The sequence below is a fragment of the Maricaulis sp. genome (assembly GCF_017642925.1).
Classification (GTDB): domain Bacteria; phylum Pseudomonadota; class Alphaproteobacteria; order Caulobacterales; family Maricaulaceae; genus Maricaulis.
On record NZ_JAEPOL010000010.1, the window covers coordinates 1 to 21,102 of the forward strand.

A 21,102-nucleotide genomic window follows, 5' to 3' on the forward strand; every position below is an offset into this window, starting at 1 on the left:
CGGAGCCTGATGATGTCACCCACCAGGCGCGTACGAGCTCCGCACGCTCCCGGGCACAAGGGACTGAGCTCAAGCCTCCCATCCCGGAAACCACTGACGATCTTACGCGCAGTTGAACGGGCGGGGATAAGTTTCCGATATCCGCTCCACACTCCGTCATCCTGACGAAAGTCAGGACCCAGATCGTAAAGGGAGATTTTCGCCAGGCGGGCTCGGTCTGAGCGGTGGTGACGTGCGGGATATGTGCGAACTCGCGGCCACCGCGCCCTATGAACTGGGCTCTGACTGAAGCCTGCGCCCGCGAAAGCGGGTGTCAGGGTGACGGTGCTTGTTGCGGCGTTCTCACTCTGTCTTCCAACCGCCTCACTTTTTCCCGGACGGAGGCCTGCGAAGGCAGGCTGCAGATCCGGGACCGACCGAAAGTCATCTCAAGCGATGTGTTTCCCGCAGATCCCGGCGCTTCGCCCGGCCTCCGCCGGGCATGCGACCGGGAAAAGCGGCGGGGTGTTTAGGGTGAAGGGCGCCGCTTCACACCTCCACTCCCAAGGTCGAGACGCGTCTCCATCGGCATTGACTAGAGCTTTCATTCGTGAAAACGGAACGCCGCCGCGCGCCAAGCCTGCCATGCCGATTGCCCAAACGGCCGCTCTCGGTTAGACGGTGCGGTTCAGGCTTCCCCCAAGACCAAGAGAACCGAACCGCAATGGCCGCCTATAAATACGTCTACCATATGGACAAGCTGTCGAAGACCTATCCGGGTGCTTCCAAGCCGGTCTTCCAGGACATTTCCCTCCACTTCCTGCCCGACGCCAAGATCGGTGTCGTCGGCGTCAACGGTGCGGGCAAGTCCACCCTGCTGAAGATCATGGCGGGCATGGACACGGAGTTCACCGGCGAGGCCTGGGCCGAGAAGGGCGTGAAGGTCGGCTATCTGCCCCAGGAACCGCAGCTCGACGAGAGCAAGACGGTCTGGGAAAACGTCATCGAGGGTTCCGAGCAGAAGCAGCTTCTGGAAGAGTTCAACGCCATCTCCATGCAGCTCGCCGAGGATTATTCCGACGAGCTGATGGAGAAGATGACGGCGCTCCAGGAAAAGATCGACGCCGAGAACGCCTGGGATATCGACAGCAAGATCGAGATGGCGATGACGGCGCTGCGCTGCCCGCCGTCCGACTGGGGCGTGGCCGAACTGTCCGGTGGTGAGCGCCGCCGCGTGGCGCTGTGCCGCCTCCTCCTGTCCGAACCGCACATGCTGCTGCTCGACGAACCGACCAACCATCTGGACGCGGAAAGCGTGCACTGGCTGCAGACCTATCTGGAAAAGTTCGAGGGCGCCGTCCTGATCGTCACCCACGACCGTTACTTCCTCGACAGTATCACCACCTGGACGCTGGAGCTCGATCGCGGCCGCGGTGTGCCTTATGAGGGCGGCTATTCGGCCTGGCTGGAGCAGAAGGCCAAGCGCATGGCCCAGGAAGAGCGCGAAGCCTCGTCCAAGGACAAGGCGCTGGCGCGCGAACTGGAATGGATCCGCTCCTCGCCCAAGGCCCGCCAGGCCAAGTCCAAGGCGCGTATCAAGTCCTATGAGGAACTGCGCGAGAGCGCCGAGAAGCGCGAGATCAACCACGCCCAGATCAACATCCCGCCGGGGCCGCGCCTGGGCGGTGTCGTGGTGGAAGTCGAGAACCTGAAGAAGGGGTTCGAGGACAAGCTGCTGATCGACGGCCTGTCGTTCAAACTGCCGCCGGGCGGTGTGGTTGGCGTGATCGGCCCCAACGGCGCCGGCAAGTCCACCCTGTTCAAGATGATCACCGGCCAGGACAAGCCGGACGAGGGTTCGATCCGTCTGGGCGAGACGGTGAAACTGTCCTATGTCGACCAGTCGCGCGATGCGCTCGATCCGAACAAGACCGTCTGGGAGGAAATCTCCGGCGGCAATGACATGATCGATCTGGGCGGCAAGGAAGTGCCGAGCCGGGCCTATGTTGGTGCCTTCAATTTCAAGGGCGGCAATCAGCAGAAGAAGGTCGGCTTGCTGTCGGGCGGTGAGCGCAATCGCGTCCACCTCGCCAAGACGCTGCAGACCGGCGGCAACCTCCTGCTGCTCGACGAACCGACCAACGATCTGGACGTGGAAACCCTCGCGGCGCTGGAACAGGCCCTGGAAGTCTATCCGGGCTGCGCCGTGGTGATCTCGCACGACCGTTTCTTCCTCGACCGTCTGGCCACCCACATTCTCGCCTTCGAAGGCGACAGCCATGTGGAATGGTTCGAAGGCAATTTCGCGGACTATATGGAAGACAAGAAGCGCCGGCTCGGCCCCGATGCCGAAATGCCCCGGCGCATCAAGTTCCAGAAGTTCGCCCGCTAGGCATGCTGGCGGACGACGAGCGTCGCGAGTTGAGGGCCTGGCGGTCACGCCAGGCCCTTGCCGTATGGGTGCTCGGGCTCGTCCTTCTGCCGGCCCTCTCGCTGGCTATCGTTGCGGTTGCATCTGCGCCGGAGAACCTGTTTCGCACGCCGCTGGCGGTGCTGATCCCCGCGGGGCTTCTCTGGATCTGGCTGCTGGGCCGGGCGCCGGTGCGCTGGCTCCGGGCGCGTGAAGACGAACGCACGGGTGATATCCGCAGTGTCCGCGGCGAGGTGACGGTCGATATACGCCGCGGCGTCGGCCTGATCGCCCCGTCGCGCTATGTATTGCGGATCCGGAACGAGACCTTCGAGATCGGCGCGTTCTGGGCGGAGCAGCTCATTCCCGGCAAGACCTATACCGTGCGCTTTGCACCGCGCAGCCGGGCCGTCGTGTCGATTGCCCGTCAGGACAGGACGGCCGTTCATGACGAGGCCCCTGCGGATATCGATCTTACCCGCCGCGAACGCGATCTGCTGCGCCTGATCGCCGAGGGGCTGACCGACAAGGAAATCGCCCGCGAGCTCAATCTCTCGCCGGCGACGGTGCGGACCTATAATTCCGACCTCTACGCCAAGCTGGGCATTTCCCGGCGCACCCAGGCCGTGCCGATTGCCGACCGGCTGGGGCTGACCGCGCAGGATTGATCTCCGGGGGCGGCGTCACGCTCCCGTCCTCCCCCTTGATGGGGGAGGGGGACCGCAGCTTTGCTGCGGTGGAGGGGGTGGGGGCGAGGTTTCTGCAAGCTATCGAGCACCGGGGTTCACCCCTTCCGACCCAGCGCTGCGCGCTGGGCCACCTTCCCCATCAAGGGGAAGGATGACGCGGTGCGACGACGCGGTTCCCTTCTGCAGTATTCAACATCTGTCGACTGACAGATTGCCGACATCTGTCGATGGTCCGGCCGGGCGGGCCGGGCAAGGCTCGCCTCCGCATCAAGACGGAGGCGGTACATGCAGTCCACGACATCCAGTTTCCAAAGCCCCTGGCGTTTCTGGCACGGGGCGGCCGTGCTCGCCTCGGCGATGACGCTCTACATCCTGCTCAGCTGGGCGCATATGGAAATCGTCCGCCAGACCGTCGGCATGCAGGCCTATCTGGGCGAGGGGCCGCGCCTGCCGCCGCATGTCCTGGTCGCCGGGCAGGCGATCAAGGCGGGCGCGCTACTGACCATGCTCTGGCTGGTCGGACTGCGGGTGAAGGGCCTGCCGGCGCGCTGGATCGGACTGGTGCCGGTCGCGCCGGTCTGGATCGCGCTGGGCGTGCTGACGGGCGTGGGCGGGTTCTGTGTCCTGCTGGCGCTGGCGAAGCTGATCGTCGTCATCGTGCCGGACTGGCTGGCTTTCGCGCAGGCGCCCTTTGCGCTCGATGCCGGCAATTCGCTGGCGGGCAGTCTGGCCTTCCTGGTCATGACCATCGCCATCACGCCGGTGGCCGAGGAGATTTTCTTCCGGGGGTTCCTGTTCCGCTGGATGAGTGGGCATCACCGTGTCTGGCTGGCTGCGGGTGTGAGCTCGGTGATGTTCGGCGTCGCCCATATCCTGCCGCCCCAGGCGATCGCGGCGACGCTGATGGGGCTGGTGCTGTGCTGGCTCTACTGGCGCACCGGTTCGATCTGGCCGTCGGTCGCGGCGCATGTGACCAATAACGTGATCGGGATCGGCCTGGGCGCGGCGGCCGCCGGCGGGCATCTGCCCGCCTGGCTGACACCGTGACGCGGCGAAGCGGTCAGTTGGCCTCGCGCAGATGGGCGATCAGCGCGTCGATCTGCGTCTCGCGCGGACCTTCCAGAGGAATGTCCGGAATGACCGGCGCGCTGGATGTGTCGCCGGAGGGGCGGATGAAGACATAGATCGGCGCGGCCACTTCCAGCCCGGTATGGGTGAGCGTGCGCAGCTGTACCTGGCCGGTGGAATTGGCGCGGCCTTCCGTGCCCGGACCGGCTACCGGCGCGATGCCGAAATCCTGCACCGTGGCCGCCAGAACGATGGCCTGGGAATAGGTGCCGGCACCGACGAGAAAGGCTGTCCGGCCGGTGAAGCGGTTGGCGAGCTCCGCGGGCGGCTCGACCCATCGGGCAAAGGGCATCGACATCACGTCGCCGATCTGTGAACCCGGGATCTGCGCCTGGTTCTGTTCGGTGATGCGGGCCGTGACGGCCGACAGGGGCGTGTGACGCTGTGTCGTCAGATAGGCCAACAGGTGGTCGGACAGCATGTGGGCGCCGCCGCCATTGGCGCTGATATCGACGATCAGGATCTCGCTGCCGCGCGCGGCAATGTCGGCGAAGGCCTGGTCGATGAAGGCCCTGAATTCGGTCTCCACGGTCGGCGCGAACGTGTTGAGGGTGAGGATGGCGGCGTCGTCTCGGAAGGCGAGGTCCCAGTTGCTGGGCGTGCCTGTGGCGCGGTCGATGGTGGGGTCGGGCGTGACCTCGCGGCGTTCGCCGTCAGGCGCTTCCAGGGTGACGGTCCAGCTTCGAGCGCCACCGGTCAGCGCCCAGAGATATTGCGGGAAGCGGGTCTCGACGAGATGGGCGCGCAGGCCGGGCGTATCGCCATGCGTGCGGCGCAGCGCCTGTTCGACGAGTGTGCGGGTGTCGGTGCCGTTGATCGCAAGAACGGTCTCGCCCGGCTCGATCGTGCTGTCGGCCGCGATCGTGTCGGCGACGACGGGCCGGCCGTCCGCCAGACGCACGGGCAGGGTGAAGGCGATGCCGCCATGGGCGAGATCGGCCTCATAGGCCTCCTGCGGCAGGCGGATTGCGACATGCCCGTCATTGAACAGTGGATTGAGTGGCGACAGGGCGAGCCAGGCCTCGCGCTCGGTATAGTCGCCCTCGATCCCGTCAATGACGGCGTCGAAGCCGGCATTCACGGCCTCGACATCCATGCTGAAACCGGGCTGCGGGTGGGTCGCGAACAGCCAGTCGCGCCATTCGGCGACATCCGCGGCGACGGCGTCGGCGGGGATGGTATCGGCACCGCCGGCAAGGGCCGGGGCGGGGAGGGCGAGACCGGCCAGACCCGCCAGCAGCCTGAGTACTTTCATCATGGGACGAACCGTGTTCCAATAAAGCGTTACTAGTAACGTAACTGGTAACGCAAATTTCGAAGCGAGGCAATCGGGGCATGGCAGACGTGGACGGGAACGGACTGGACGGGCTGATTCACGGCGAGATGGCGCCGGGCTTTATCGGCCTTCTGCTCGGGCGGATCGTCGACCGGCTGGTCGATGAGGGTGTGCCGCCGGCGCGTGAGGCGGGCATCGCCGCGCCACCGCGCACCTTCTCCATGATCATGCTGCTCGCCCGGGCCAGCCAGACCGTGACCGAGCTGGCGCAACGCCTCGGCGTCACTCATGCCGCCGTCATCAAAACGGAACGCATGCTGGAAAAACTCGGTCTTGTTGAGCGCGGGCAGGATGCCGGCGATGCCCGGCGAAAACCGCTCTGCCTGACGGCGCAGGGCGAGGCGGAGGCGGAACGCATCGCTAAATTCATGGCCCGGGTGAACCGGGTCTATGCCGGACTGTTCGACGAGATCGGCGTCGACTTCTTCGCCGCCGCCCGGGCCTTCGATGCGGCACTGGACCGGGAAGGATTCGCCGAGCGGTATCGCCGCATCTAGTCTTCGTCCGCAGGCGCCGGGCGTTCCTTCTCCCAGCGGCGGGACCAGTCGGTCAGTTGCGGGAGGATGTCGCCGAGACCGCGGCACAATTCCGTCGGTTCGTAGCCCTCATCGCCCAGCTCGACCAGGCCCGCTTCGCGCAGTGCCGCAAGGCGCTGGTTGAGCACGGTTGGCGAGACATTGTCGCACCGTGCGCGCAAGGCGCGGAAGGTCAGCGGCGCATCGCGCAGCTCCCAGAGGATGCGCAGCATCCACTTCTGCCCGACCAGCTCCAGCACGGCCATGACCGGCTGCCTCGAATTTGCCTTGATATCGGCCAATTCCCGCCCTTGCGCTACAAAATCTGTAGCAGTATGAGTGCTACATAAAGCGTAGCAAATGGTCTTGCGCGCTGCAAATGGAATGACACGACATGACCGCGCTTTGAAAATCGTACTCGCTCGCCGGCAGACCGGCCGGGCCGCTAACTGAACAGACCTCCCCCGAAATCACAACGGACCGCAACGGTCCCAGGAGACAAGAATGACTCGCAGACCGACTGCGTGCCCGAAGACGTGCGCGCCTTTTTCCGCCTCCATCCTGCTCGCCGGAGCCGCTGCGGCAGCCCTGCTGGCGCCTGTCGCCCAGGCCCAGGCCGGCAGCGGCAACTGGTATTTCTTCGGTGACAGCAATATCGGCCAGGGCAATTTCTCCGCCATTGTCGGATCGCGTGGCGAAGATTTCTTCCCGAATTCCTCGAACAATGGCTTCGAGCGCGACTCCAACGGCCTTGTGTGGGCGGAGATGATGGGGCGCGATGTCGATATCGTCCTCGATCCGGACGCCGACTCCCCGAACATCAACTTCGCCATTTCCGGTGCACACATGACCCGCGGCGGCGATCTGGTGCCCTTCGGTGTCGAGACTGGCGTGACGGTCCAGACCGAGGGTTTTGGCGCCCTGGTCGAGGCGGGCGCGCTGGAGGTCGGCCAGAACGATGTCGCCTTCATGATCGCCGGTGCCAATGACTTCCTGGACCGGCTGGACGCCAATGAGGCGGCCGATACGATCATCGCCGATGTCGCCGAGGCGGCCGCGGGTAATATCGAGCGCCTCGCCGATCACGGTATCCGCACGGTGATCATCTCGGAGATCCAGCCGCTGCAATACGCCCCGCTGGTCGCCGGCGATGCCGAGACGCAAGCAGAACTTGCCGCGCTGGTCGATGCGGCCAATACGGCGCTGTTCGATGCGATTGCCGCGGCCGACCTGCCGGATGGCATGAATGTCGTGACGATGAAGTACTCCGACTTCATGGCGCATATCGACCGGAATGCGGCGGCACTCGGCTTCGACAGTATCGGCACGGCCTGTTTCGACGAGGCAGCCGGTACGCTCTGCGCGACAACTTTCGAGGACCAGAACCGCTACCTCTTCCTGGACGATCTGCACATGACCGAAGCCGGTCATCGCCTGGCGGCGCAATGGTGGATGGCGACCCTGGAAGGGGCCAATGGTGAAGCGGCCCGCGAAACCGGACGAATGCCGTCCGTGATCGCGCTGGGTCAGGACATGGTGGGCCGCAGTGCAGGTGGCAGCCGGTTCCGCACCGAGGCGGAAAACCGGGTGCTTTTTGCCGACTATATCCACGCCCAGCCGCGCCTGGACGGCGCCGCTGGCGAACCGGACGCCCGGTTCGAACTGCGTGGCTTCGTGCTGGGCGGCGAAACCCGTATCGGTGAGCGCACCTATGCGGGTGCGGCTGCCAGTATCGCCGATACCGATGCCGACCTGTCGACGGGCGGCGCCTTCTCCTCCCGCGGCCGGTCGGCCCATGGCTGGGCCGGCTATCGCGCGGGCGCTTTCGACGTCTCGGCCAATGCCGTCTACGGCGTGTTCGACATCGACGACATCCAGCGCCAGACGGGCGTCGACCTCCTGACGGCACGCGCATCGACGCAGGGCCGATACTGGGATGTCAGCCTGGCAGCCTCGGTCCGGTTCGATCTCGGCGAGATGGGCCATGTCGACCTGCGCAATGCGATCAGCATCTCGGAAACCGCGATCGACGGTTATGCCGAGACCGGTGCCGACGGCCTGGCGCTGGCCTATGAGGACCAGACCCTGCGCAGCGAACGCTACACGCTGGAAGCCGAGTATCGCGGTGAGGTGTGGGCCGTGTCGCCGGGTGTTTCGGTACGTCCTGTCGCCGGCCTGTCCTGGCGGCATGAATTCGGACCGGATAGTCACGCGCTGACCTCGCGCCTGATCGACAATACGGCACTGCCCTCGACGATCCGTTCGGCCGGTGCGGCAGAGAACCGGTTCGACGGCACGACCGGTTTCGATGTCGAGTTCGGCGGCCGCTGGACGGCGGGTGTGCGCTACACCTACGACTGGTCCGACGATATCGGCGATGGCGACAGTGCGCGCATCTTTGCCCGCATGACCTTCTAGGCGCGCACGGGCTTCAAGGCCCGGCCCTTCTCGGCGGCGCCTAGAAACGTGCCGCCGAGAAGGGGGCTGTAGTGACCGGCGGCGTCTCTTCGCTCATCAGGGCGGCGAGGAGGTCGCCGGAGCCCATGGCCTGGGTCCAGCCGAGATGGCCGTGCCCGGTGATCAGCCAGAGCCCTTTCGCGCGGGTTTCGCCGATGAAGGGGCGGCCATCGGCCGACATGGGCCGGAAACCGGTCCAGGCCTGCTGGTCGCCGGCGAGGAGCTGCGGGGCGAGGTCGGGATAAAGATCGCGGAGCATGCGGCGCAGATTCTCGATCCGCTCTTCGCGCAGCACCGGATCGAGCCCGGCGAACTCCGCCGTGCCGGCGATGCGCAGCCGGTCGCCCATGGGGGTGGCAATGGCGTGACGCGCCTCGTCCACCACCGGCAGGCCGGGGCGCTGGTTGAGGCCGGACATGTCCAGGGTGAGCGAATAGCCCTTCACCGGCCGCACCGGCAGATGCAGGCCGAGCGGCTGCAACAGGCGCCAGCTCGTGTGGCCGGTGGCGAGCACGATATCGTCGACCTCGATCTCCTCCTCGAGGGTGCGCACGCCGACAATGCGGCCGCCGCGGTCGACGAGGTCGACAATCTGCGTATTCCATTCAAAGCGCACACCGGCCCGTTCGGCCGCAGCGGCGAGCCCGCGCGTGAAGGCGCGCGCATCGCCCGACTCATCGTCCGGATAGAAGATCGATCCGGCAATCCGGTCGGCGACGGAGGCCAGCAGGGGTTCTTTCTCGATCGTCGCGTCGCGGTCCAGCAGCTCCAGACGCAGTCCGGCATCGCGCAGCATCTCCCCCATGCGACGCCGCTCTTCCATCGGCGCCGTCGTGCCGCAGACCTTCAGCGTGCCGCGGGTGAGATTGTCGAATTCCAGCGCCTCGCTGTCACGCACGGCCTGGGTAAGGGCGAGCGAGTGGCGCGACAGGGCGAAATTGGCGCGGCAGGACGCTTCATAGCGTTTGCGCGTGGAGTTCGCGAGAAAGCGCAGCCCCCAGGGTACAAGACCCGGCAGGGGTTTCAGGCGCAGCTTCATCGCGGAATGCGGGTCCGGCAGCGAGCGCAGCAATTGCCAGTGCACGCCCGGCGCATTCCAGGGTTCCGGCTCGGACGGGGTCAGCGCGCCGGCATTGGCGAACGAGGTTTCGCAGGCGGCCTGGTCGTGGATGTCCATGACCGTGACCGAATGACCGCGCTGTCGCAGGGCCCAGGCGGCGGCGATCCCGGCGAGCCCGGCGCCGACGATGAGGATTTCCTTTGTAGTCAAAGCGCTCTCCGGCGGGTCCGCCTACATGCGGCCATTTGAACTTCGTGGGGATGCAGATAAAAGCAAGGGGGCATTCGCACTTATCGACTCGGAATTCATGGACGCACTGGTTGCACAGCTCAAGGCTCTGGCGGAACCCACGCGCTTGCGCATCGTCGCACTGTTGTCGCGGGGGGAGCTGACCGTGTCCGAACTGGTCCAGATCCTGGGCCAGAGCCAGCCGCGCGTCTCGCGTCACCTTAAACTGCTGACCGATGCCGGCCTGGCCGAACGGCTGCCCGAAGGCGCCTATGTCTTCTATCGCCTGACCGATGCCGGCGGCGGCCGGCGCCTGGCCCAGATCGCCCATGATCTCCTGCCCGAGGAGGATCCGGTGATGACGCGCGACTTCTCCCGGCTCGAATCCATCAAGCAGGCGCGGGCCCAGGCGGCCCAGGCCTATTTCGAGAGCGTCGCCGACGACTGGGACCGCATCCGCTCCTTCCACCTGGCCGATCACGAGGTCGAGGCGGCGATGCGCCGTCTGGCAGGCGAGGGCCCGTTCGGCCTGATGATCGATGTCGGTGTGGGCACAGGGCGTATCCTCGAGCTTTTCTCCGACCGGGTCGATCGCGGTATCGGCGTGGATATCAACCACTCCATGCTCAATGTCGCGCGGCTCAATCTGGAAAAGGCCGGGCTGCGGCACTGTTCCGTGCGCCACGCCGATGTCGGGGCGCTGCCCTTCGAGAACGGTGTGGCCGATCTCGTGACCGTCCACCAGGTGCTTCACTACCTGGAAGACCCGGCCCTGGCGGTCGACGAATGCGCCCGTGTGCTGAAGCCGGGCGGCAATCTGCTGATTGTCGACTTCGCGCCGCACCAGCTGGAAACGCTGCGCGAGGATCACTATCACCGCCGGCTGGGCTTCTCCGACGAGGAGATGGCGGGCTGGATCGAGCAGGCCGGGCTGGAGCTGGTCGAGAAGGCCGCGCTGCATCCGGAGGAGCCGTCCGGACAGCTGACCATGAAGATCTGGGTCGCACGCCAGGGCTGAGGCCGGATGCGCGTATAGCGCCCGCCCCCTGTGCAGATATCCCGTTGTGCTATAACGGGTTCACCAAACGAGACGGGAGACGTTCGAATGGCGGATGCTTTCATGCTGGGTTGGGAAGAGTGGGCTGCCTTCCCCAAGCTCAACATTCCGGCCGTCAAGGCGAAGGTGGATACGGGCGCGCGGACCTCTGCGCTGCATGCGGTGTCGGTCGAGCCCTTCGGTCCGCTGGAAAGTCCGCAGGTCCGTTTCGTGCTGCACCCGATTCCCGACAAGCCGGAGATCGAGGTGGTGTGTTCCGCACCCGCCGTCGACCGCCGCGAAGTGATTTCCTCGAATGGCGAACGTGAACTGCGCTGGGTGATCGAGACGCCGGTACGCATGGGCGACCGGGAATGGCCGGTCGAGCTGACGCTGACCAATCGCGAGACGATGATGTATCGCATGCTGCTGGGGCGTCAGGCGATCCGCGAGGACATGATGGTCAATCCCACCCTGTCTTATTGCCAGGGCGAGCTGAGCTACGATCTCTACAAGGATTTCCCGAAACGCCGGCCGGTGAAGCGTCCGCTGCGCATCGCCATCCTGACACGCGAGCCCAACAATTATTCCTCGCAGCGCCTGAAGGATTCCGCGGAGACGCGCGGCCATGTCGTCGAGATGATCAATACGGCGCGCTGCACCCTGGCCATCGATGCCTCCGATCCGGACGTCTATTACGACGGCAAACCGCTGCCGCATTATGATGCCGTGATCCCGCGCATCGGTGCGTCCATGACCTCCTACGGCATGGCGGTGCTGCGCCAGTTCTCGATGATGGGCGCCTATTGCCTGAACGTCCCCGAAGCGATCGGTGCTTCGCGCGACAAGCTCTATGCCCACCAGGTGCTGGCACGGGCCGGGATCCAGATGCCGGTGACGGCCTTTGCCCACTCGCCGAAGGACACGGCCAATCTGATCTCCCACGTGCGCGGTGCGCCGCTGGTCGTGAAACTGCTGCAATCCACCCAGGGGCGCGGTGTCGTGCTGGCGGAGACGCGCAAGGCGGCCGAGTCGGTGATCGACGCTTTCCGCGGCCTCGACGCCAACTTTATCGTCCAGGAATTCGTCAAGGAGGCCGATGGCGCCGACATCCGCTGCTTTGTCGTGGGCGGCAAGGTGGTGGCCTCGATGATGCGCCAGGCCGAGAGCGGCGAGTTCCGCTCCAACCTGCACCGTGGCGGCTCTGCCAAACGGGTCCGGATCACCAAGGAAGAGCGCTCGTCCGCGGTCCAGGCCGCCAAGGCGCTGGGCCTGTCTGTCGCCGGCGTCGACATGCTGCGCTCGTCGACCGGGCCGAAGATTCTCGAGGTGAATTCCTCGCCGGGTCTGGAAGGTGTGGAACGCACTTCGGGCAAGGATGTCGCTGGCATGATCGTCGAATACATCGAGGGGCATGTGCGCCAGGTCCCGCCGCGCCGGGTCGGCAAACGCCGCACGCGTTCAGCCGAGGAAGTGGCGGAATAGCGGCTGCCTGACGTGCTGCGCAGGATCAGCTAGGCGCCATACCCGCCGCCGCCCGGGGTCTCGATCTCGACGGCGTCGCCGGCTTCCACATCGATGCGGAACAGGCCGGGCAGGTCTTCCACTGCACCGCCTGCGCGGATCACCCTTTGATGTCCCGGATAGGCGTCGCCGCCGCCGGCCAGGCCGAACGGGTTTTCCGACCGGCGCGAGGACAGGAGGGCGACCTCCATGGGTTCCAGGAAGGTGAGCCGGCGCTGGCTGCCATCGCCGCCGCGCCAGCGTCCGGTGCCGCCGGAACCGTGGCGGATGCGGTGATGATCGACGCGGACCGGGTAGCGCCGCTCCAGCACTTCCGGGTCGGTCATGCGTGAATTGGTCATGTGCGTGTGGATCGCGCTCTCGCCGGCAAAGCCGTCGCCCTCGGCGTCCACGCCCGCACCGGCACCGCCGCAGATCGTTTCGTAATACTGGTGGCGGTCATTGCCGAAGGTGAGATTGTTCATCGTGCCCTGGGCCGCCGCCATGCGGCCCGTCGCGCCGAACAGGGCATCGACGACCAGCTGGCTGGTCTCCACATTGCCCGCCACCACGGCTGCAGGCGGCCGCGGATTGAGCAGGCAGCCATCCGGAATGATCAGTTCGATCGGTTTCAGACAGCCCTCATTCAGCGGAATGGAGTCGCCCACCAGGCAGCGGAAAACGTAGAGCACGGCCGCGCGGGCGACCGAGGACGGGGCGTTGAAATTGCTGTGGCGCTGGGGCGAGGTGCCGGTGAAATCGACGGTCGCCGAACGGTTCTCGCGGTCGACGGAGATCGCGACACGGATCTGCGCGCCATCGTCCAGACGCACCGTGTGCACGCCGTCATCCAGAGCATCGATCACCCGGCGCACGGCGCGTTCGGCATTGTCCTGCACATGGCCCATATAGGCTTTCACCACGTCGAGCCCGTTATCGGCGACCAGGCGGTGGAGTTCGTCGGCCCCCTTTGCGCAGGCGGCGAGCTGGGCCTTCATGTCGGCGATATTCTGGTCGGGCCGGCGCGCCGGGTGCAGGCCCGAGGCGAGCACCTCGCGCACGGTGGCTTCCAGGAAGCGGCCCTTCTCCATCACCTTCACATTGCGGAATTGCACACCTTCCTCGTCGATGGTCTGCGAGAAGGGCGGCATGGAGCCCGGGGCGATGCCGCCGACATCGGCGTGGTGCCCTCTCGATGCGACATAGAAGAGACGTTCCTGCGACACAGGGTCATGCACAGGTGTGACAAGTGTGATGTCCGGAAGATGCGTTCCGCCATCATAGGGCGCATTTACGGCGACCGCATCGCCGGGACCGAGATCGGGATGCGCTTCGGCGGCGGCCCGGACCGAAGCCGACATGGATCCCAGATGCACCGGCATGTGCGGCGCGTTGGCGACCAGCCCGCCCTCGGCGTCGAAAACGGCGCAGGAGAAGTCGAGGCGTTCCTTGATATTCACCGAATGCGCGGTGCGCTCGAGGGCGACGCCCATCTGTTCGGCGACGGACATGAAGCGCTTGTTGAACAATTCCAGACGGATCGGGTCGAGCCCGGTGCCGCCGCGATGATCGTCTGCGGCTTCGGCGCGGGACAGCGACAGCGTGCCGTCCTCAAGGCGCGTGGCGGTCCAGCCGCGGTCGACCACAATGGTGGAATTGGGATCCATGATCAGTGCCGGACCGGTCTCGCTCATGCCGGCTGCGAACTGGTCGATGGCGTAGACGGGGACCTCGTTCCACTCGCCGGCATCGAACATGCGGGCACGCGCCTTCGGGCGCGGCGTGCCGGCTTCCGGTGCGGGCATGTCGATTGACCAGTCGGACGATCCGGGCGGCGAGCATTCGGCTTCACGCGTGACCGATTCAACGATCAGCTCTCCTTCCGGGATGAAGCCGAAGAGGCGTTTGTGAGCTTCGCGGAAGGCCGCTTCCATCATGTCGCGCGATCCGGCGGGCACAGGGATGGACGTGTCCGAACCGGAAACCTTGAGCCGCCACTCGCCGTGCGAGCGGATGGCGCCGGCGGGCAGGTCCTGGGCGGCGAGGGCGCTGCGGGCCTCCTCGTCCAGCCGGTCAGCAATACGGCCGGCCTCGTCGAACGCGCTTTCCAGCGGCGCCTCGACCGCAGCCATGCGGGTTTCGCGGATATCGGCCAGGCCAATGCCCAGGGCGGACAGCAGGCCGCCATAGGGGTGGATCAGCACCGTCGTCATGCCCAGCGCGTCGGCGACGCGGCAGGCATGTTGGGCGCCGGCCCCGCCGAAGGCGGCGAGCGCATAGCCGGACGGGTTCACGCCCTGGCCGATGGAGATCTGCTTGATCGCCTGGGCCATGCTTTCCACGGCCACGGCGAGAAAGCCCTCCGCGGCCTCTTCGGCGCTGGCCAGACCCATCTCGTCCGCCAGGGCGGAGAGGGCGGTGCGGCTGGCCTCGACATCGAGCGGCGCGTCGGAGGTTTCGCCGAAGACTTTTGGAAACCAGTCCGGCTGGATGCGGCCCAGCACGATGTTGGCGTCGGTCACCGCCGCCGGTCCGCCGCGGCCATAGCCAGCCGGGCCGGGCATGGCACCGGCACTGTCCGGGCCGACGCGGGCACGTTCGCCGTCGAAAGTGAGGATGGAACCGCCGCCGGCGGCGACCGTATGCACCGCCATCATCGGCGCGCGCAGGCGGAGGCCGGCCACCAGGGTTTCCTGCACCCGGTCATACTGGTCGCCATCATAGCGCGACACATCGGTGGAAGTGCCGCCCATGTCGAACCCGATCACCTTGGGCTGGCCGGCGCGCTTGGCGGTCTTGGCCATGCCGACCACGCCGCCGGCCGGACCGGACAGCACGGCGTCGCGGGCATGGAAGGCTCCGGCCGGGGCAAGCCCGCCGGAGGACTGCATGAAGAAGAGCGGCGTGCCCTCCAGCCCCGTGTCGACCCGGTTCACATAATTTCGCAGCACCGGGGTGAGATAGGCATCCAGCACGGTGGTCGAGGCACGCGGTACGATCTTGACCAGCGGCGAGGCGACCGAGGAACGCACGATCGTCGTGAAGCCCGCGTCGCTGGCCAGGACTTCCAGGCGCGCTTCGTGCGTGTCGTTGGCATAGGCGTGCATGAGCGCTATCGCGACGGTCTCGATACCGTCAGCGCGGGCGGCGTCGAGCGCGCGGCGGGCGGCGTCCTCGTCCAGCTCCTGCACGATTTCACCTTCGGCATCGAGGCGTTCCGCGATTTCCACCACCCGGTCATAGAGCGGGTCGGGACGGCTCAGATCGAGGGCGAAGATGTCGGGGCGCGTCTGGTCGCCGATCACCAAGAGATCGGCAAAGCCCTGCGTCACCAGGAAGAGCGTGCGCGCACCCTTGCGTTCCAGCAGCGCATTCGTGGCGACAGTCGTGCCCATCTTCACCGCAGCGACCGGCTCGCCGCCCGACAGACGCCGCACGCCCTCGGTGGCGGCATCGGGATAGTCCGGGCTTTCCGACAGGAGTTTGAGCGCTTGCAGCCGGCCGTCCGGTGCGCGGCCGATCACATCGGTGAAGGTGCCGCCCCGGTCGATCCAGAATTCCCATTCGCTGCGCGCGCTGCCGGTCATCGATTTTCATCCGTTCCTGCTGGGCGGGGGAGGTTAAGCATGGCGTGCAGCCACGCAACCGGATTAAGCTGGGGCGGAACTGTCATTCTTCAACCCCAGGGGCTCGCGCAGCGCGCGGGCAGTGCCTACATGGGCACACCGGAGGGCGCGCGCATGAGTTTCTGGAGCAGGCTGGCTGACCGGCTGAGGGGCCGGGAATGCTTCCTGGAGTGCGATGGCTGCGACGAGCGTGCGCGGCTGCACCAGGTCGAGGATGCCGATTTCGCCATGGCCCTGATCGGGCTGGGCGCCAAGATGGCCAAGGCTGACGGGGCTGTGACGCGCAGCGAGGTCCGGGCCTTTTACGAGGTCTTCCGGCCACCGCCGGAGGGCCGCGACGCGCTGGACCGCGCCTTTCAGCTGGCAACCCAGACGACGCTGGGCTTTGACGGCTATGCCCGCCGCCTGGCCAAGCGTTTCAACTGCTACCCCGCGCTTCTGGAAGATGTGCTCGACGGCCTGTTCCACATCGCCAAGGCCGATGGCGCCGTCACGCCGGACGAGATGCACTATCTGGAACGCGTGGCCGATATTTTCGGCTTTTCGGAAACCGAGTTCCGCCGCATTCGCTCGGCCCATATCGATGCCGGGGATCACGACCCGTATGTGATCCTGGGAATCGAGGCGGACATCTCCGATCTCGACCTGCGCCGGGCCTATCGCCGGATCGCCTCGCAGAATCACCCCGACCGCCTGATCGCCCGCGGCGCACCGCCGGAAATCCAGCGTATGGCCGACGAGAAAATGGCTGCGATCAACAGTGCTTACGGCCAGATTCTCCAGGAGCGCGGTCTCGTCGCATCCGCCGCCAATTGACTGTTGCCCCAAGAATGCCAACATGGAGCTTACAGTAGGGGGCGAACTGGACTGGATAGGACGACATGACTGACGCCCGTCAAGCCAATACCGACTTCTTCGCTTCCAAGGCGGGGCGCATCGTGCGCGATGTGCTGGCCGCCCTGATCGCGCTCGCCTTCCTGGGCCTGGTGATCTTCCTGGCCGCCATGCTGACGGCCGCCTTCCTGGTCCTGGCCGGCATTGCCCTGCTTGCCGGCGGCGCCTACTGGCTGTGGCGCAAACTGCGCGGCTCGCCCCGGGGGGCGGAAGACGATGTGCTCGTCGCCACGCGCGGTCCCGATGGCTGGACCGTCGATCTGGGCCGGTAAGCACCGCCGCTCCCGCAATCGTGACTGTCCGCCGCCCGGGCCCTTGCTAGTCTGGACGTCATTCCCGTCTCGTGAGGTCGTGCCGCCGTGCGCCGTTTCATTCCGCTTTTCCTGATTGTTGCCCTGCCGCTGATGCTGGTCGGCTGTGTGTCCATGGCCCTGCCCAAAGTGTCGGCGCGTCATGGCGGCGAGGCTGCGCGTCCGCCGCTCGAGACAGCGGGGCTGACACGGCAGTCCTGGGAGGCGGGGCAGGCGGATTTGCGCGCGGCCTTCGAGGCCGAGGTCTATGGCGCCTGGCCTGAGGCCGGGCCGGCGCGGGTTCTCGATCACACGGTTGTCGATGCCGCCGCCTATGACGGGGCTGGCCGCATCGAGGAATACACGCTCGACCTGGCGGGCGCGCAGACCCATCTGGCCACCGTGCTCCCGGTGGCGGCCGACGGGCCGGTGCCGGTGGTGGTGATGCAGATGTTCTGCGGCAATCACGCGGCGCTCGGCTGGCATGAGGGTGTCAGCGGCCCGGCCACCGACCGTGCGCCGGATTGTGCGCCGTCCGGTTTTGCCAGCTGGTCGACACGGCAGATTTTCGGCCGCCACATCATGGAGCCGCCGGTCGCCGAGATCCTCGCGCATGGCTATGCGCTGGCCTTCATCTATGCCGGCGATATCGTGCCGGACAGCGCTGCAGCGGCCGACGAAGCCCTGGACGAATTGTCGGCGGATGTTCAGACCGGCGCCATCGCCGCCTGGGCCTGGGCCTATTCCCGCGTCATCGACGTGCTGGAGGCCGACGACCGCTATGACCGGCAGCGCATGGCGGTGTGGGGGCATTCGCGCAACGGCAAGTCGGCCCTGCTGGCCGCCGCCTTCGATCCGCGCATCGACCTCGTCATCGCACACCAGTCAGGCACCGGCGGTACGACGCTGACCCGCTCGGATGCCGGCGAGAGCGTCGCCCAGATCACCGAGGCCTATCCCTACTGGTTCAACGACCGTTTCGAAAGCTATGCCGGCCGGGAAGAGGAAATCCCGGTCGATCAGCATCAGCTGATCGGCCTGATGGCGCCGCGGCCGCTCCTGATCGGCGGGGCCTGGCGGGATCAGTGGTCCGATCCGAACGGCAGCTGGCGCGCGGCGCGCGGCGCCAATCCGGTCTATGCGCTTTATGGCTCGGACGGGCTGGAGCAGGATGCGCTGGGGGCGTTCGACCCCGAGGCCGATATCGCCGTCTTCATGCGCCGCGGCCTGCATGGTGTGAATGCCGCCGACTGGCGTCATTTCCTCGCCTTTCTCGATGCGCATTTCGGCGCTGGCGAATAGGCGATGCGGGCGCGCGGACCGGCCACGCGCCCGGTTCATCAAACGATCTAGCAGTCGCGGCCCTGATAGATGCCCATCAGGCTGGTACGGCGCAGTTCGGCGCGGCGCACATTTTCCTCGCGGCGTTCTGCTTCCGCCTGGGCCTGGGCCTGGGCGTGTCCACCGGCGGCATTGGCCGCAAAGCCAAGGCCCGGAACACGGCCCAGAGCGCCGGAATAGGCGGCTGCGTTGATGGCGGCGCTGGTGCCGGCGGCCGCGGCGCTGCCGCGGGCTTCCGCGTTTGCAGCCGCCTGCATGTCGGCCCCCATCATCTGGTCCATGCGGCCGATCTCGGCGCTGAGCTGCTCGCAGCTCATATCGGCATCGCCGGGGCTGTTGACCTGCAGCAGGGCTGTGGCCGGTTCGGAGCTGGATGTGGTGGCACAACCGGCCGCCATGAGCGCCATTGCGGCCGTCAGGCCAAATGCGGTGATACGGGTTGTCGTCATAGTCCTCTCCCCTGGGCAAGTAGACGCGCAGGGAGGGTGCCGACGGCGCCCGAGATCAGCCATCCCCCGTTCGGGGGAGCCAAGGATTTGCGCTTGCCCGCCCGGGCGGCGCAGTCCAAGACAATCGCCATGCGGTTGCGCGATTTCCTGGCCCTGTTTGCCGTCTGTGTCGTCTGGGGCATCAATTTCGTGGTGGCCAAGTTCTCGGTGACCGGTGCACCGGGCTGGGTCGACGGCTTCGAGGGCGTGCCGCCCTTCTTTTTCGCCTTCCTGCGCTTTGTTCTTCTCTATGCGGTGCTGGCGCCCTGGCTGCGCCCGATCCCGGCCAAGCTGGGCACGATGATCGCCATCGGCCTGACCATGGGGGCGGGCCAGTACGCGCTGATGTTCCTGGGGCTGAAATGGGCCACGCCTTCGGCGATGGCGATCGCCGTGCAAACCGGCGTGCCCTTTGCGACCATCCTGTCGGTTCTCTTCCTGAAGGAGAAGGTCGGCCTGCCGCGGATCGCCGGCATTCTCCTGTCCTTTGCCGGTGTGGCGCTGGTGATTGCCAATCCGGCCGAGCTCGACCTGTCGATCGGTCTGATGATCGGCATCGGTGCGGCCTTCGCCTCGGCGGTCGGCATGATCCTGGTCAAGCAGATGCCGCTGGATTCAATCCGCATGCAGGCCTGGATCGGGCTGATCTCGGCGCCGCCGCTGCTGGCGCTGTCGCTGACCTTCGAGACCGGGCAGATGCAGTCGGTCGTCAGCGGCGGCTGGGCGATCGGCGCGGCCGTCGCCTTCACCGTCCTGCTGGTGAATGTGTTCGGCCATGGCGTCTTCTACAATCTTCTGCAGCGCTATGACGCGACCCTGATCGCGCCGCTGACCCTGATGGCACCGCTGATCGGCGTGATCGCGGGGCTCACGGTCACAGGCGATCCGCTCGGCTGGCGCCTGATCGCCGGTGGTGCGCTGACCCTGCTGGGTGTCGGCATCATCGCCCTGCGCCGGAACCGCAAATTGCCGACCGCCGCACTGGCGCGGGAGAAGACGCTGTGAGCCTGGTTTTCCGGGACACGCCGTCGCCCAACTTCAACGACCGCAAGGGCCCGCTCGCCTATATCGTGCTGCACTATACCGGCATGGAGACGGGCGCCGCGGCGCTGGAGCGGATGTGCGATCCGCAGGCTCAGGTGTCCGCCCACTACATGGTCGAGGAAGACGGCGCGGTATGCCGGCTCGTGGATGAAACCCGCCGTGCCTGGCATGCCGGGGTCAGCTATTGGCGCGGCGAGCGCGATCTGAACTCGGCCTCGATCGGCATCGAGATCGTCAATGGCGGGCATGATTTCGGTCTGCCCGGGTTTCCGGCTGTCCAGATTGCGGCGGTGACCGCCCTGGTGCGGGACATCATGGGACGGCATGGGATTGCGCCGCGCGACGTGATCGGCCATTCCGATATCGCCCCCGGGCGCAAGATCGATCCGGGCGAGGAATTCCCATGGACACAGCTGGCGGAAGCAGGCTGCGCGCTGGCGCTGCCGCAGGCGCGCATGGCAGGTGAGCCGGACGTGCTGCTGGAGCGGATCGGTTACGGTCTGGAGCCGGGCCTGCCCGCGGTGGTCGAGGCGTTCCAGCGGCGCTGGAGGCCACACCGGGTCGACGGGCAGCTGGACGACGAGACGCGCGATCTCATTGCCCGTGTGGCGTCGGCCGCTTGACGGGCTGACGCGTTTGACCGATCTAGACCGCGATCAGGTGGCCGGGCGGCCGCGGCGGCAAGTCCGGAAACGGCGCCGTCGAGGAAAGTCCGGGCTCCATGGAGACAAGGTGCCGGATAACGTCCGGCGGGGGTGACCCCAGGGAAAGCGCAGCAGAGAACAGACCGCCAGGCCTTCGGGCCCGGCAAGGGTGAAACGGTGCGGTAAGAGCGCACCGCCCCGACCGCAAGGAAGGGGGCTAGGCAAGCCCCACCTGGAGCAAGACCGAATAGGGATGAGCGCGGCTTGCCGCACATGTGTCTCCGCATGTCATCCGGGTAGGTCGCACCAGGCCGGCCGCAAGGCCGGTCGCAGATGAATGGTCGCCACCCCGGACTCCGGTCCGGGGGACAGAACCCGGCTTACAGGCCGCCTGATCCTTCTTTCCTGATTTTCTGCCCCCGCGTGAGCGGGGG

Annotated in this window: 17 protein-coding genes and 1 other RNA gene; 13 read left to right on the top strand and 5 right to left on the bottom strand. The window is 66.5% G+C overall.

Annotated elements, in window-relative coordinates:
- Positions 1-703 precede the first annotated feature (703 nt).
- The 3 genes from ettA to JJ918_RS09405 all read left to right on the top strand — a co-directional run bounded on the left by ettA (position 704) and on the right by JJ918_RS09405 (position 4,125).
- The gene (ettA, locus tag JJ918_RS09395) at positions 704-2,371 is read left to right on the top strand and encodes an energy-dependent translational throttle protein EttA (RefSeq protein ID WP_291886291.1); all 1,668 of its coding nucleotides are present in this window, start codon (positions 704-706) and stop codon (positions 2,369-2,371) included.
- Between the two features lie 2 nt (positions 2,372-2,373).
- Entirely contained in the window at positions 2,374-3,057 is a 684-nt protein-coding gene (locus JJ918_RS09400) for a response regulator transcription factor (RefSeq protein ID WP_291886293.1), read from the top strand.
- 306 nt (positions 3,058-3,363) lie between these two features.
- A complete protein-coding gene (locus JJ918_RS09405; protein WP_291886296.1) occupies positions 3,364-4,125 on the top strand; it encodes a CPBP family intramembrane glutamic endopeptidase in 762 nt (253 codons plus the stop codon).
- A 13-nt stretch (positions 4,126-4,138) separates the two neighbouring features.
- Here JJ918_RS09405 and JJ918_RS09410 read toward each other — a convergent pair whose 3' ends face one another.
- Positions 4,139-5,464 (bottom strand): S41 family peptidase, encoded by a 1,326-nt coding sequence (locus tag JJ918_RS09410; RefSeq protein ID WP_291886299.1) that lies wholly within the window; start codon positions 5,462-5,464, stop codon positions 4,139-4,141.
- 77 nt (positions 5,465-5,541) lie between these two features.
- On the opposite strand from JJ918_RS09410, the gene JJ918_RS09415 reads away from it, so the two are divergent.
- Positions 5,542-6,039, top strand: coding sequence for a MarR family transcriptional regulator (locus JJ918_RS09415; protein ID WP_291886302.1), 498 nt, complete (start codon positions 5,542-5,544; stop codon positions 6,037-6,039).
- Here JJ918_RS09415 and JJ918_RS09420 read toward each other — a convergent pair.
- Complete coding sequence (locus tag JJ918_RS09420; protein WP_291886305.1) at positions 6,036-6,323, bottom strand: helix-turn-helix domain-containing protein; 288 nt, start codon at positions 6,321-6,323, stop codon at positions 6,036-6,038. The genes JJ918_RS09415 and JJ918_RS09420 overlap by 4 nt on opposite strands.
- 238 nt (positions 6,324-6,561) lie before the next feature.
- On the opposite strand from JJ918_RS09420, the gene JJ918_RS09425 reads away from it, so the two are divergent.
- The gene (locus JJ918_RS09425; protein ID WP_291886308.1) at positions 6,562-8,475 is read left to right on the top strand and encodes an autotransporter domain-containing protein; all 1,914 of its coding nucleotides are present in this window, start codon (positions 6,562-6,564) and stop codon (positions 8,473-8,475) included.
- A 40-nt stretch (positions 8,476-8,515) separates the two neighbouring features.
- Here the strand turns inward: JJ918_RS09425 and JJ918_RS09430 are convergent, their stop codons facing one another.
- Entirely contained in the window at positions 8,516-9,784 is a 1,269-nt protein-coding gene (locus JJ918_RS09430) for a D-amino acid dehydrogenase (RefSeq protein WP_291886310.1), read from the bottom strand.
- A 97-nt stretch (positions 9,785-9,881) separates the two neighbouring features.
- On the opposite strand from JJ918_RS09430, the gene JJ918_RS09435 reads away from it, so the two are divergent.
- Complete coding sequence (locus JJ918_RS09435) at positions 9,882-10,820, top strand: metalloregulator ArsR/SmtB family transcription factor (protein WP_291886313.1); 939 nt, start codon at positions 9,882-9,884, stop codon at positions 10,818-10,820.
- 87 nt (positions 10,821-10,907) lie between these two features.
- Positions 10,908-12,323, top strand: coding sequence for a 30S ribosomal protein S6--L-glutamate ligase (rimK, locus tag JJ918_RS09440; RefSeq protein WP_291886317.1), 1,416 nt, complete (start codon positions 10,908-10,910; stop codon positions 12,321-12,323).
- Positions 12,324-12,352: 29 nt separating this feature from the next.
- On the opposite strand, the gene JJ918_RS09445 is transcribed toward rimK, so the two are convergent.
- Positions 12,353-15,928, bottom strand: a complete 3,576-nt coding sequence (locus JJ918_RS09445) for a hydantoinase B/oxoprolinase family protein (RefSeq protein WP_291886320.1) — start codon at positions 15,926-15,928, stop codon at positions 12,353-12,355.
- Positions 15,929-16,081: 153 nt separating this feature from the next.
- Between JJ918_RS09445 and JJ918_RS09450 the strand changes: the two genes are divergently transcribed.
- From JJ918_RS09450 to JJ918_RS09460, 3 genes are all read left to right on the top strand, one after another.
- Positions 16,082-16,783 carry a molecular chaperone DjiA gene (locus tag JJ918_RS09450; protein WP_291886323.1) on the top strand — a complete coding sequence of 234 codons (702 nt, stop codon included), beginning with the start codon at positions 16,082-16,084 and terminating at the stop codon, positions 16,781-16,783.
- Positions 16,784-16,848: 65 nt separating this feature from the next.
- Positions 16,849-17,133, top strand: a complete 285-nt coding sequence (locus tag JJ918_RS09455) for a hypothetical protein (protein WP_291886325.1) — start codon at positions 16,849-16,851, stop codon at positions 17,131-17,133.
- Between the two features lie 87 nt (positions 17,134-17,220).
- On the top strand, positions 17,221-18,453 hold the full coding sequence (locus tag JJ918_RS09460; protein WP_291886327.1) for a hypothetical protein: 1,233 nt from the start codon (positions 17,221-17,223) through the stop codon (positions 18,451-18,453).
- 47 nt (positions 18,454-18,500) lie between these two features.
- On the opposite strand, the gene JJ918_RS09465 is transcribed toward JJ918_RS09460, so the two are convergent.
- The gene (locus JJ918_RS09465; RefSeq protein ID WP_291886329.1) at positions 18,501-18,941 is read right to left on the bottom strand and encodes a hypothetical protein; all 441 of its coding nucleotides are present in this window, start codon (positions 18,939-18,941) and stop codon (positions 18,501-18,503) included.
- 129 nt (positions 18,942-19,070) lie between these two features.
- Between JJ918_RS09465 and JJ918_RS09470 the strand changes: the two genes are divergently transcribed.
- The 3 genes from JJ918_RS09470 to rnpB all read left to right on the top strand — a co-directional run bounded on the left by JJ918_RS09470 (position 19,071) and on the right by rnpB (position 21,067).
- Complete coding sequence (locus tag JJ918_RS09470; RefSeq protein WP_291886331.1) at positions 19,071-19,985, top strand: EamA family transporter; 915 nt, start codon at positions 19,071-19,073, stop codon at positions 19,983-19,985.
- A gap of 2 nt (positions 19,986-19,987) precedes the next feature.
- Positions 19,988-20,647: an N-acetylmuramoyl-L-alanine amidase gene (locus JJ918_RS09475; RefSeq protein WP_367277687.1), complete on the top strand. Its 660-nt coding sequence runs from the start codon at positions 19,988-19,990 to the stop codon at positions 20,645-20,647.
- A 33-nt stretch (positions 20,648-20,680) separates the two neighbouring features.
- Positions 20,681-21,067: RNase P RNA component class A (gene rnpB, locus JJ918_RS09480), an RNA gene on the top strand.
- Positions 21,068-21,102: the final 35 nt, after the last annotated feature.